Annotated in this window: 9 protein-coding genes and 2 tRNA genes; 9 read left to right on the plus strand and 2 right to left on the minus strand. The window is 68.0% G+C overall.

The features are described from left to right. Nucleotides 1-74: 74 nt before the first annotated feature. Together C1922_RS12860 and C1922_RS12865 are read left to right on the plus strand one after the other, a co-directional pair. Entirely contained in the window at nt 75-1,187 is a 1,113-nt protein-coding gene (locus C1922_RS12860; protein WP_108750114.1) for a homoserine O-acetyltransferase, read from the plus strand. After that, nucleotides 1,188-1,532: a DUF1294 domain-containing protein gene (locus C1922_RS12865; protein WP_108750115.1), complete on the plus strand. Its 345-nt coding sequence runs from the start codon at nt 1,188-1,190 to the stop codon at nt 1,530-1,532. Between the two features lie 38 nt (nt 1,533-1,570). On the opposite strand, the gene cydC is transcribed toward C1922_RS12865, so the two are convergent. Both cydC and cydD read right to left on the minus strand, forming a co-directional pair. Continuing rightward, nucleotides 1,571-3,244 carry a thiol reductant ABC exporter subunit CydC gene (gene cydC / locus C1922_RS12870; protein WP_108750116.1) on the minus strand — a complete coding sequence of 558 codons (1,674 nt, stop codon included), beginning with the start codon at nt 3,242-3,244 and terminating at the stop codon, nt 1,571-1,573. After that, on the minus strand, nt 3,241-4,986 hold the full coding sequence (cydD, locus tag C1922_RS12875) for a thiol reductant ABC exporter subunit CydD (RefSeq protein WP_108751592.1): 1,746 nt from the start codon (nt 4,984-4,986) through the stop codon (nt 3,241-3,243). Before cydD ends, cydC begins: the two co-directional genes overlap by 4 nt. Nucleotides 4,987-5,213: 227 nt before the next feature. Between cydD and C1922_RS12880 the strand changes: the two genes are divergently transcribed. From C1922_RS12880 to pgaA, 7 genes are all read left to right on the plus strand, one after another. Continuing rightward, entirely contained in the window at nt 5,214-6,803 is a 1,590-nt protein-coding gene (locus tag C1922_RS12880) for a cytochrome ubiquinol oxidase subunit I (RefSeq protein ID WP_108750117.1), read from the plus strand. A 15-nt stretch (nt 6,804-6,818) separates the two neighbouring features. Continuing rightward, nucleotides 6,819-7,973 carry a cytochrome d ubiquinol oxidase subunit II gene (cydB, locus tag C1922_RS12885; protein WP_108750118.1) on the plus strand — a complete coding sequence of 385 codons (1,155 nt, stop codon included), beginning with the start codon at nt 6,819-6,821 and terminating at the stop codon, nt 7,971-7,973. 59 nt (nt 7,974-8,032) lie between these two features. Next, a complete protein-coding gene (cydX, locus tag C1922_RS12890) occupies nt 8,033-8,149 on the plus strand; it encodes a cytochrome bd-I oxidase subunit CydX (protein ID WP_108750119.1) in 117 nt (38 codons plus the stop codon). 55 nt (nt 8,150-8,204) lie between these two features. Continuing rightward, nucleotides 8,205-8,281 (plus strand) — tRNA-Pro (locus tag C1922_RS12895). Nucleotides 8,282-8,421: 140 nt separating this feature from the next. Next, nucleotides 8,422-8,498, plus strand: a tRNA-Pro gene (locus C1922_RS12900). Between the two features lie 199 nt (nt 8,499-8,697). Beyond that, entirely contained in the window at nt 8,698-9,903 is a 1,206-nt protein-coding gene (locus C1922_RS12905) for an MFS transporter (protein ID WP_108750120.1), read from the plus strand. Nucleotides 9,904-10,239: 336 nt separating this feature from the next. Beyond that, on the plus strand, nt 10,240-12,279 hold the full coding sequence (pgaA, locus tag C1922_RS12910; protein WP_108751593.1) for a poly-beta-1,6 N-acetyl-D-glucosamine export porin PgaA: 2,040 nt from the start codon (nt 10,240-10,242) through the stop codon (nt 12,277-12,279). Nucleotides 12,280-12,281 lie beyond the last annotated feature (2 nt).

Consider the following 12,281-nt stretch of genomic DNA (forward strand, 5'->3'; position numbering starts at 1 on the left):
CGGTTTTGCACGTACGCCGCCCATGGAAACCAGCGTGCCGCCAGCTCCACGGGCCACCCCGCTAGAATGGCGCCATGACTGAATTCATTCCGCCCGGCACCCGCTTCCATGCCCTGCCCTCACCGTTCCCGTTCAAGCGCGGTGGCGCCCTGTACGGCGCGCGCGTGGCCTACGAGACCTGGGGCACGCTGGCCGCCGACGGCCGCAATGCGATCCTGATCGTGACCGGTCTGTCGCCCGATGCGCACGCCGCCGCCAACGCGGCCAACCCCGCGCCCGGCTGGTGGGAAGCCATGGTCGGCGCAGGCAAGCCGATCGACACCGACCGCTGGTTCGTGGTCTGCGTGAACTCTCTGGGCAGCTGCAAGGGCTCTACCGGCCCGGCCTCGGTGAACCCGGCCAGCGGCGAGCCGTATCGCCTCGATTTCCCGGAACTGTCGGTGGAAGACGGCGCACGCGCGGCCATCGCGGTGGTGCAGGCGCTGGGCATCAGCCAGCTGGCCTGCGTGGTCGGCAATTCGATGGGCGGCATGACCGCGCTGGCGGTCCTGATGCTGCAGCCGGGCATCGCCCGCAGCCACATCAACATCTCTGGCAGCGCGCAGGCGCTGCCGTTTTCCATCGCCATCCGCTCGCTGCAGCGCGAAGCCATCCGCCTGGACCCGCAGTGGAACGGCGGCCGCTACGACGATGCGCGCTACCCCGAATCGGGCATGCGCATGGCGCGCAAGCTCGGGGTGATCACCTATCGTTCGGCGCTGGAATGGGATGGGCGCTTCGGCCGCGTGCGGCTGGATTCGGACCAGACCGACGATGATCCGTTCGGCCTGGAATTCCAGGTGGAAAGCTATCTGGAAGGCCACGCACGGCGCTTCGTGCGCTTCTTCGATCCCAACTGCTATCTGTATTTGAGTCGTTCGATGGACTGGTTCGACCTGGCCGAGTATGCCGACGGTGACGTGCTGGCCGGTCTGGCCCGCATACGCGTTGAAAAGGCGCTGGCGATCGGCGCCAACACCGACATCCTGTTCCCGGTGCAGCAGCAGCAACAGGTAGCCGACGGCCTGCGTGCCGGGGGTGCCGACGCGCGCTTCATCGGCCTGGACTCACCGCAGGGGCACGATGCGTTCCTGGTCGACTTCGAGCGTTTCGGTCCAGCCGTACGCGATTTCCTCGACGGGCTGTAAGTGGCCTGGCGGCGCAACCTGGCCGTGGCCGCGTTCGGCGCCTTGATCGCCCTGGCCATCAGTGGCGTGCTGCCCGCGTGGGCGGCCGGCTGGTGTGCGCTGGCCAGTGCGGTGGCCTTCGGCCTGTATGGCCATGACAAGCGCGCGGCCCAGCGCAGGCAGTGGCGCATTCCCGAACGCACCCTGCAGCTGCTGGCCTTTGCCGGCGGCTGGCCGGGCGCGCTGCTGGGCCAGTCCGTGTTCCGCCACAAGCATCGCAAGGCGGAATTCCAGTGGGTGTTCTGGCTGTGCGTGGTGGCCAACGTGGCCTCGATCGCGGTGATGCTGCGCGAATTTTCGCGTTGAACCAGCCCGCCGGGCAGGGCCCGGCACTATCCGTGCGATTACGTTTCGCGCACCACTACGCCATCGCGCAGGCGGTACTGCACGTCCACCACACCGTCCGGCAGGTCGTCGTGGGTGATCATCAGCAGGCTGCGGCCGTCCAGCAGCGCGGGCAGGTCGCGCAGCAGCGCGTGCGCGGTGTCCACGTCCAGCCCTTCGGTGGGTTCGTCCAGCACCAGGATGGGCGCGTTGCGCAGCAGCGCGCGGGCCAGCGCAAGGCGCCGTGCCTGCCCGGCCGACATCGTCGCGCCGTTCTCGCCCACCCAGGTGGCCAGGCCACCGTTGCGCTCGGCCCATTCGTCCAGCCGCACCCGGCGCAGCACGGCCCACAGCGTGGCATCGCTGGCGTCCGGGTCACCCAGGCGCAGGTTGTCGGCCACGCTGCCGGCAAAGACCGGCGCGTTCTGCGGCAGCCAGGCCAGCTGCCGGTGCCAATCGGCCTGGGCGAACGTACGCAGGTCCTGGCCGCCATAGCTCAGGCGCCCCTGCTGCGGGTCCCACAAGCGCAGCAGCAGACTGGACAGGGTGGTCTTGCCGCACCCGCTGTCACCACGGATCGCGATGCGTTCACCCGGCGCCAAGCGCAGCTGCAGCCCACACAGCACCGGCCGCGCCGCGCCCGGCCACTGGAAATGCACGTCTTCCCAGTGCACCACCGATGCCTGCGGCACCGGCTGCGGCGCTTGCGGCTCGTCCACGGCGGCGGGTTGTTCGACGATGGCCTGCAGGCGATCGGCAGCAATGCGGCCAGACTGCAGCGATTGCCACGCCAGGCCCATGCCGGCCCACAGCTCGATCAGCGCCACGGTCAGGAACACCAGGCCTGCGGCCATTTCCGCGCCAACACGCTGTTGTTCGGCCGCGTGCAGGGCCAGCGCCAACATGCCGACCAGCCCCAGCCCGGCCACCGCGCCGTGCAGGGTGGAGGCTGCAATCAGGCGCCAGCGCCGGCGCCGATCGCGCGCCGCCAGCTGCTTGGCCGCAACGCGCACCTTCAACTGCCAGGCGGCGCCCGCATGCAGGGCGGCAAGGTCACCCGCACCTTCCAGCCCTTCGAACGCAGCGGTGCGCAACGCGGCGCGATGCGCAGCACGGTCGGCTTCTTCGGTATCGCGCCCGCGCACGCCCAGCCACGGCACGCCGAAGCCGATCAGCAGCGCCAGCACGGCCAGCAGCACGGCCGCCGAAGGCAGGATCACCGCGGCCGATGCAATGGCCACCAGTGACAGCGCAGCGAGCGCGAACAGCGGCCCGAGCGCGCGCACCAGCAGGCCATCGACCTCGCCGATGTCACCCAACAGGCGTGCCAGCAGTTCACCGGTACGGGTGGCCCCCAGCCGCGCCGGTGCCAGCGGCAGCGCGCGGCGGAAGAACCACACCCGCAGGTCGCGGGCGATGCGCAACGTGGCATCGTGGCCCACCAGCTTTTCGAAATAGCGCGAGACGATGCGCGCCATGGTCAGCCCGCGGATGCCGGCCGACGGCGAGAAGAAATTGAAGCCCTGCGCCAGCCCTGCGGCACCGGCCAGCGCCGCGGCGGTCAGGAAGCCACCGGACAGCCCCAGCAGCGCGGTGCCGGCCAGCATGGTGATCCACAGCAGCAGCACGGTCAGCAGCAGGCGTGGACGGTGGCGCATGAATACCGCGCGCAGCGAATCGGGCGAGCGGCTCATGCGCGCACCGCCTGCGCCGGGTCCACCAGGCGGCCTTCGGGCAGCATCAGGCAGCGATCGGCCCAGGCGATCACCGCCGGGCTGTGGGTGGCCACCACCACGGCGCGGCCGCGCGCATATGCGGCCAGGCTGCGCAGCAGTGCGGCTTCGGTGTCGGCATCCAGGAACGCAGTAGGTTCGTCCAGCAGCAGCACCTGCGGGTCGCGCAGCAGCAACCGCGCCAGGCCGATGCGCCGCGCCTCGCCACCGGACAGGCCGAAGCCGCGCTCACCGATCATCGTGTCCAGGCCCTGCGGCAGGTGCTGGGCGAACTGCAGCACCTGTGCGGCTTCGGCCACCGCGCGCAACCGCGCATCGCTGGCACCGGGATCGGCCAGGCGCAGGTTATCGGCAATCGAGCCATGGAACAGGTACGGGCGCTGGCTGGCGTAGGCCACCTGCACGCCGGGCCGCACCTGCACGCGGCCTTCGCGCGGCGGCAGCCAGCCCGCCAGTGCCTCCAGCAGCGTGCTCTTGCCCGAACCACTGGGGCCGACCAGGGCCAGGCGCTGGCCCGGTTCCAGGCGAACATCCAGCGCGTGCAGCACATCCTGCGGCGCGCCCAGCGGGCGCAGCACCAGGCCCTGCGCCTGAAGTGGCGGCAACGCAGCCTCGGCCGGTTCGGGCGCGCGCGTGGCCATGCCTTCCTCCGGCAGCGCCGCTTCTTCAGGCAATGCGTGCAGCAGCCGTTCCACTTCGGCGGCAGCGGCCAACGCATTGGCGCGGTCGTGATAATGGGCCGCCAACCGCCGCAGGGGCGCGTAGAACTCCGGTGCCAACAGCAGGCAGAACAACCCCGCACCCAGGGTGGGCACGGTGGCATGCAGTGACATCAGGCCCAGGTAGCTCAGCCCCAGGTAGAGCGCCACCATCGCCACGCTCACCGAGGCGAAGAATTCCAGCACGGTGGACGACAGGAAGGCGATGCGCAGCACCTTCAGCGTACGCACCCGCACCCCTTCGGCGGCGGCTTCCACACCGGCCAGTTCGGCATCGCCACGGCCATACAGGCGCAGCAGGCCCAGGCCCTTGATGCGATCGGCGAAGTGCCCGCTCATGCGCGCCAGTTCACCCAGTTGCGCGCGCCCGGCGGCTTCGGCCCCCCAGCCGACCAGCATCATGAAGAACGGCACCAGCGGCGCGGTGAACAGCAGGATCAGCGCCACCACCCAGTCCACCCAGGCCACCGCCGCCAGGATCAGCAGCGGCACCACCACCACTTCGGTGCGTACCGGCAGGAACCCGCTGTAATAGTTCTCAATCGCATCGCCGTGATGCAGCATCAGTTCGCCCAGCTCGCCGGTACGACGCTGCCGCAGCCACAGCGGGCCCTGCCCCAGCAGGCGTGCGAACACGCGCTCGCGCAGGGCCAGGCGGGCGGCGTCGGCGACGTCGCCTGCGGCGGCCTGGCTGACGCTGCCCAGTGCAGTGCGCAGCAGCAGGATGACCACCAGCCCGGCCAGCACCGGCAGCGCCGACGCCAGCGGTGCACGCTGCACCAGCACGTGCTGCACCAGCCAGGCGATGGCCGCGGCCTGGCCGATCAGCAACGCGCCGGACAGGCCCAGGCACAGCCCCGCCAGGCGCTGGCGGCCGCGCGCCGCGCGGGCCAGATCGGCCAGCCAGGCCGTACGGGTACGCCGCTGCAGGGCCGATTCGGCGTGCGGGTCGGTGGCAACAGCGGAAGGTTCGGCAGCGCTCAAGGGGGTCACGGGCAACAGGGCATGGCCGGCATTGTAGGCACACACAGGCGCCCTCCCCTGCGGCCAGCGGTCGCAGTCTCCATCCGGTTTGGCATACGATCCCTGTGCAGAGCCATTCATACATTGATCTGGATCAAGGCTGTTTGAAGTAGTCGGTCACATCATCCACCCCGTAGACCACCCTTCCCGCCACCTGCAACGGCACTATCCAACGAGGTAGCCAGGCCATGATTGATCAGACAGTCGTAGAGCTGTCGCGGCTGCAATTCGCTTTGACCGCGATGTACCACTTCCTATTCGTACCCCTCACCCTTGGCCTGTCCTTCATGGTGGCCATCATGGAAAGCGTGTACGTGATGACCCGCAAGCAGGTCTGGCGCCAGATGACCCTGTTCTGGGGCGCCCTGTTCGGCATCAACTTCGCCATCGGCGTGGCCACCGGCCTGGTGATGGAATTCCAGTTCGGCATGAACTGGTCCTACTACAGCCACTACGTGGGCGATATCTTCGGTGCGCCGCTGGCCATCGAAGGCCTGATGGCGTTCTTCCTGGAAGCCACCTTCATCGGCCTGTTCTTCTTCGGCTGGAAGCGGCTGAGCCCGGTCAAGCACCTGACGGTGACCTGGCTGATGGCGCTGGGCACCAATCTGTCGGCGGTGTGGATCCTGATCGCCAACGGCTGGATGCAGAACCCGACCGGCGCGGTGTTCAACCCGGAAACGATGCGCATGGAAGTGGTGGATTTCGCCGCCGTGCTGCTGAACCCGGTGGCCCAGGCCAAGTTCGTGCACACCGTCAGCGCCGGCTACGTGACCGGTGCGATCTTCGTGATGTCGATCAGCGCTTTGTACCTCCTGCGCAACAAGCACCGCGACATGGCCCGCCGCTCGTTCGCGGTGGCCGCTGCGTTCGGCCTGCTGTCATCGCTGTCGGTGGTGGTGCTGGGTGACGAAAGTGGTTACGCCGCCAGCGAACACCAGAAGATGAAGCTGGCTGCCATCGAAGCGATGTGGGAAACCGAGCGTGCGCCGGCCGACTTCACCGCCTTCGGCATTCCCAACCAGACCACCCAGCAGAACGACTACGCGATCAAGATCCCGTACCTGATGGGCCTGATCGCCACCCGTTCCACCAACCAGCCGATTCCGGGCATCCTGGAACTGGTGGAGCGCGCCGAACACCGCATCCGCGGCGGCCAGCTGGCCTACGGTGCGCTGGAACGCATCCGTGCCAACAAGGACGATGTGGAAGCGCGCGAGATGTTCGACCGTCACTGGCAGGACCTGGGCCACGGCCTGCTGCTGAAGCGTTACCGCGAGGACATCCTCAACGCCACGCCGGAAGAAATCTCCAAGGCCGCGCTGGATACCGTGCCGCGCGTGGCGCCGTTGTTCTGGACCTTCCGCGTGATGGCCGGCCTGGGCTTCTACCTGATCGCCTTCTTCGCCCTGGCGTTCTATTTCTCCTGCCGCAACAACTTCCAGGACAAGCGCTGGTTCCTGAAGCTGGCGGTGTGGTCGCTGCCGGCGCCGTGGATTGCGATCGAATGCGGCTGGTTCGTGGCCGAATACGGTCGCCAGCCGTGGGCGGTGGACGGTGTGCTGCCCACCTTCTATGCCGCGTCGGGCCTGGCCCTGCATGAAATCCTGACCACGCTGGCCATCTTCACCGCGCTGTACACGGTGCTGCTGGTGATCGAGGTGAAGCTGATGCTGAAGGCGATCCGCAAGGGTCCGGACGAGATCCTGCCGACGCTGCAGGCCGACATCCGCCCCGCATCCCCCAATGCCGCAATGCCGGCCCCCGGCCAGGTCTGAGGCAGGAGAACGCACATGGAATTTCTTGGATTGGATTACACCACGCTGCGCGTGATCTGGTGGTTGCTGCTGGGCATCCTGCTGATCGGCTGGGCGGTGATGGATGGCTTCGACCTGGGCGTGGGCACCCTGCTGCCCTTCGTGGCCAGGACCGATGAAGAGCGCCGCCTGGTGATCAACACCGTCGGCCCGGTGTGGGAAGGCAACCAGGTGTGGCTGGTGCTGGGTGGCGGCGCGATCTTCGCCGCATGGCCGCCGCTGTATGCGGTCAGCTTCTCCGGCTTCTACCTGGCGGTATTTGCCATGCTGTTCGGGCTGATCCTGCGCCCGGTCGGCTTCAAGTACCGCAGCAAGCTGCCCAGCAAGCGCTGGCGCGACAACTGGGACCGGGTGCTGTTCGTCGGTGGCCTGCTGCCGGGCCTGATTGCTGGCGTGGCGGTGGGCAACGTGCTGCTGGGCGTGCCGTTCCACTTCGATGACAGCATGCGCATCTTCTACACCGGCTCGTTCTTCGGCCTGCTGACCCCGTTCGCGCTGGTGGCCGGCCTGGTGAGCGTGGCGATGCTGGTGTCGCACGGCGCAGCCATGCTGGTGATCAAGACCGATGGCCCGGTGGCCGATCGTGCTGCCCGCTACGGCAGCGTGGCGGCGATCATCAGCTTCGTGCTGTTCGCCGCAGCCGGTGCCTGGGTGGCCTTCGGCCTGCCCGGCTACCAGATCACCTCGCAGGTGGTGACCGACGGCCCGACCAACCCGCTGCTGAAGACCGCTGCCATCGGCACGGCTGCCGGTGGCTGGCTGCGCAACTACAGCAGCATGCCGCTCACGATCGTGTTCCCGGTGCTGGGCCTGCTGGGTGCACTGGCCAGCGCGGCGCTGCTGCGGGCCCGTCGTGGTGGCCTGGCGTTCATCGCCTCCGGCGCGTCCATCGCCGGCATCATCCTCACCGTTGGCTTTGCCATCTTCCCGTTCCTGCTGCCGTCTTCCAGCCAGCCCGGTTCCAGCCTGACCGTCTGGGACAGCTCGTCCAGCCACCTGACGCTGGGCATCATGCTGGTGGCCACGGCGATCTTCCTGCCGATCATCCTTGCCTACACCACCTGGGTGTACCGCGTGCTGAAGGGCAAGACGACCACCGAGGAAATGGACGAGAACCCGAACGCGTATTGATGGATTGAATGTGTGCCGACCCAGGGTCGGCACCTACCCCGAATAGAGGAGAAACGAACATGTGGTATTTCGCCTGGATTCTCGGCACCGGCCTGGCCTCCACCGTGGCCATCCTCAACGGCATGTGGTTCGAATCGCGCGAGCAGAACCGGCTCGAACAGGAAAACCGTCGCTGAGTTGTAAAAAAACCTTGCCGCCTTGGCCTTCACACGGTATCTTAGGCGGCTCCTTCGGGGTGTAGCTCAGTCTGGTAGAGCGCTACGTTCGGGACGTAGAGGTCGCAGGTTCGAATCCTGTCTCCCCGACCACTTTTGTGGTCGCATTGAAGCCTGGTGAAGTTGTCCAGGCTTTTTTGTTCCCTGAAGTGACACTGCCCTGGCAGTGTGAAGGAAACGGCTTTCACCCCTTGCCGCCACCGGGGTGAACAGCTAGAATAGGCGGCTCCCTTCGGGGTGTAGCTCAGTCTGGTAGAGCGCTACGTTCGGGACGTAGAGGTCGCAGGTTCGAATCCTGTCTCCCCGACCACTTCGGTGGTCAGCAAGAAGCCTGGAAGACGACAGTCCTCCGGGTTTTTTTGTATCTGAAATCGGCGCCCCGCCCACGTGGCGGCCGCAATGCCGCGGCCACGTACAATGGCCCCCTGCCCCCACCTGTCGCACCGGCCCGGTCCGGTGCCGCCGCTGCACGCCCATGTTCCCGCGTGCGCCACCTGCAAGGATTCCGCATGACCACTGCCTCCCACGACTCGCCCTCACTGCTGCACGGGCGGCTGCTCGCCTTCGCCGCCATCCTGCTGGCGGCAGTGAACCTGCGCACCGCTGTCACCTCCATCACCCCGCTGCTGGACGTGCTGGGCCAGCATTTCGGCTTCGGCACCACCATGACCGGCGTGCTGGGCATGCTGCCGACCGCCTCGTTCGCCCTGTTCGGCGTGGCCACCCCGGCCCTGGCCCGGCGCCTGGGGCTGGAACGCACCACCCTGCTGGCCATGACCCTGGCCATGGCCGGCCTGCTGCTGCGCTCCAGCGCCGGCGGCGTCGGCACCCTGCTGCTGGGCTCGGTGATGGCCCTGGCCGGCATGGGTATCGGCAACGTGGTGGTGCCGCCGCTGGTGAAGCGCTACTTCGCCAACAAGGTGGGCACCATGAGCACGCTGTACATCAGCATGCTGCAGCTGGGCACCATGCTGCCGGCGCTGCTGGCGGTGCCGGTGGCGCAGGCGGCCGGCTGGCGCGTGTCGCTGGGCATGTGGGCGCTGCTGGCCCTGGCCGCCGCCCTGCCGTGGCTGATGCTGGCCCGCCGCGCGCCGCACGCGCAGCTGGCGGCCAACGACCCCAGCGCCCAGCCGCATGGCAAGGTCTGGCGCACGTCGCTGGGCTGGAGCATGTCGCTGATGTTCGGCATGACCTCGCTGATGACCTATTCGATGTTCACCTGGCTGCCGCGCATCGTGGTGGAAGCCGGCGCCACGCCGGCCTTCGGCGGGGTAATGGTGGCCGTGTTCTCGGCGCTGGGGCTGCTGCCGTCGCTGGTCATCCCGTCGCTGGCGGTGCGCCTGCAGAACCCGTTCCCGCTGGTGCTGATCGGCTTCTTCTCGTTCGTGATCGCCTTTGCCGGCCTGCTGCTGGCGCCGATGAAGGCGCCCCTGCTGTGGGCCGCCCTGCTGGGCGTAGGCCCGTCCACCTTCCCGCTGGCACTGACCCTGATCAACCTGCGCACGCGCACCGCCACCGGCTCGGCGGCGCTGTCCGGCTTCATGCAGGGCGTGGGTTACAGCTTCAGCTGCCTGGGGCCGTTCCTGGTGGGCTGGCTGCACACGGTCAGCAACGGCTGGGGCCTGCCCTTCGGCTTCCTGTTCGGGTGTGCCACGGTCATGCTGTGCGCGTCCTGGGTGGCTTGCAAGCCGCGCCGCCTGGAAGATCTGTGGTGATCGGCGCCATCTTCCCCCGCGCGTCTACACACCGCTTCGGCGCGAACTGACGTAGCGTGTCCAAAGCTGACGCGGGGCGCGTCCAGGCCGGCCGGCCGCCACGCCCCTCCGCGCCCGCACTCCGTGCCGCTGCGGCGGCCGGTGCACTGATGTTTCGCAGTCCAAGCCTTTGGCGGAAGGGGCGGTGCGATGGACATGGCCTGTTTCGGGTGGCAGTTGCGTGTAAAGGGAACAGCGAGGCTCTGGCCTCCTTGGGGCGTGTCGGCTAAAGTTGGCATGTGATGTGCGTCACACTTTTTGCACATCGTCTAAGAATGGATGCTGAAGGGGGAATTCATGGTTGTTCATCGACCGCTGGCGCTCTGCGTCGGCCTGGCCTGCGCCGCTCTGGCGTCCGGGGCCCATGCGGCGCCGCCGCCCACCCAGGCCACCCGTGCCGATCGGCTGGCTGAAATCGGCCATTACCGTGACCAGGCCCACTGGGTTGATGCGCTGGCCGCCATCGAGCGCGCGCAGCAGGTCGAACCCAACGATGACCTGCTGTACAAGCTGCAGGTGCTCACCCTGGGCGACATCGGCAATGCGCACCGCGCCTGGCGCCTGTACCAGGCACGGCCGCAGTTGTTCGATGCCGACCAGAAGGCCCGCCTGGAAGCGAACTACGTGGCCAAGCTGGTGAATTGGAGCCTGGCCTACGGCCAGACCGAAGATTCGCGCCTGGACGAGGCCGAGGATGCACTGGCAGAAATGGAGCAGTACGTGCAGCGCGACGGCACGCCACTGGCGCAGGCCCCCCTGCGCATCCGCATGGACCGGCTGATCCTGCTCAATCGCCTGTCACGCCACGCACAGGTGCGTGATGAAGCCCGCGCCCTGCAGGCCGAAGGCCATGCCCTGCCCGACTATGTGCTGCCGGCGGTGGGCGATTCGATGATGGCCACCCAGCACCCCGACGAAGCCATTCCGCTGCTGGAGGCGGCGGTGAAGAACGACCCGTCGCGTTTCCAGTCGCGTTCGGAACTGGCCTACGCCTACCTGGAAACCGAGCAGGCGGAAAAGGCCGTCGGCTACCTGCAGGCGTGGCAGAAGGACGAACCGGCCTGGCGCTGGGGCGGCGGCAAGAGCCCGTACGCCAACTGGGCGCGCTATGAGGCCGACCTCAACCTGTCGATGATCCGCGCCTACAGCGGCGACCTGTCCACCGCGCAGCGCGAGCTGGAAGCCCTGGTGGACGTGGGCCCAGGCAATGGTGGCCTGCAGACCGCGCTGGGCAGCGTGTACCAGATGCGCGGCTGGCCGCGGCGGGCGCTCGAACGCCACCAGATGGCCTACACCCTGGACCCGCGCGATGTCTCGCCGCGGATCGGCATGTACGAATCCTACGTGCAGCTGCAGCGCGACGACCTGGCGCGGCCGCTGCACGACGATCTGCTGCAGCGCTACCCCAACCAGCCTTCGGTGCTGCGCATGGACCGCGACTGGCGCGCACACCGCGGCTGGCAGCTGCAGGCCACCGTTGAAGGCGGCCGCAGCTCGGGCGGCGGCGGCACTTCGCCGCTGGGCAACGACGACCTGCATTACGGCATGGAAGTGGCCACGCCGATCCTGGACGACCGCTGGCGGCTGTTCGCCTTCGCCGACCGCCGTTCGGTCACCTTCCAGGACCAGAAGATCAACCCGCTGTGGATGGGTGCCGGCGTGCGCTACCGGTTTGGCCGCGCCGACGCCGAAGCCGCCGTGCTTCGTCCCAACGACAGCATTGGCGACACCGGCCTGCGCGGTGGTTTCGGCTGGCAGTTCAACGACCAGTGGCATGCCGGGGTCACCGCGGCGCGCAACGATCCGGAAGCCTCGATGCAGGCCCGCGTCTCGGGCATCACTGCCGACAGCGTGGCCGTGGCCGTGGATTACACCCGCAACGAGCGCACCCACTGGAGCCTGGGCGGCAGCCAGTTCCGCTATGACGACGGCAACCGCCGCGACACCCTGACCAGCGCCATCGAGCAGCGCCTGCTGACCCGCCCGCGCCTGCTGATCGATGGCCTGGGCAGCGTCTACACCAGCCGTGGCAGCCAGGACGATGCACCGTACTTCAATCCCTCGCGCGACCGCTCGGTAGAGATCGGCCTGCGCATCGACCAGCAGCTGTGGCGCCACTACGAACGCCACTTCCGCCACCGCCTGACGGTGTCGCTGGGCGACTACTGGCAGGAAGGCTATGGCAGCGCACTGATTCCCAGCGTGGCCTACCGCCACGAATGGCAGTTCAGCCAGGGGCGCATCCTGGAATACGGGGTGAGCGGGTCGCGGCCGGTCTACGACGGCCAACGTGAACGTCATATCGGCTTCGATGCCGCGCTGCGCTGGGGAGAGTGAGA

The organism is Stenotrophomonas sp. ZAC14D2_NAIMI4_7 (genome assembly GCF_003086675.1).
Taxonomy (GTDB): domain Bacteria; phylum Pseudomonadota; class Gammaproteobacteria; order Xanthomonadales; family Xanthomonadaceae; genus Stenotrophomonas.

Coding starts and splice junctions, on each gene's coding strand:
- cydB (WP_108750118.1), top strand. CDS start 6,819: ATGGAATTTCTTGGATTGGATTACACCACGCTGCGCGTGATCTGGTGG.
- cydC (WP_108750116.1), bottom strand. CDS start 3,244: ATGAGCCGCTCGCCCGATTCGCTGCGCGCGGTATTCATGCGCCACCGT.
- C1922_RS12905 (WP_108750120.1), top strand. CDS start 8,698: ATGACCACTGCCTCCCACGACTCGCCCTCACTGCTGCACGGGCGGCTG.
- cydX (WP_108750119.1), top strand. CDS start 8,033: ATGTGGTATTTCGCCTGGATTCTCGGCACCGGCCTGGCCTCCACCGTG.
- pgaA (WP_108751593.1), top strand. CDS start 10,240: ATGGTTGTTCATCGACCGCTGGCGCTCTGCGTCGGCCTGGCCTGCGCC.
- C1922_RS12860 (WP_108750114.1), top strand. CDS start 75: ATGACTGAATTCATTCCGCCCGGCACCCGCTTCCATGCCCTGCCCTCA.
- C1922_RS12880 (WP_108750117.1), top strand. CDS start 5,214: ATGATTGATCAGACAGTCGTAGAGCTGTCGCGGCTGCAATTCGCTTTG.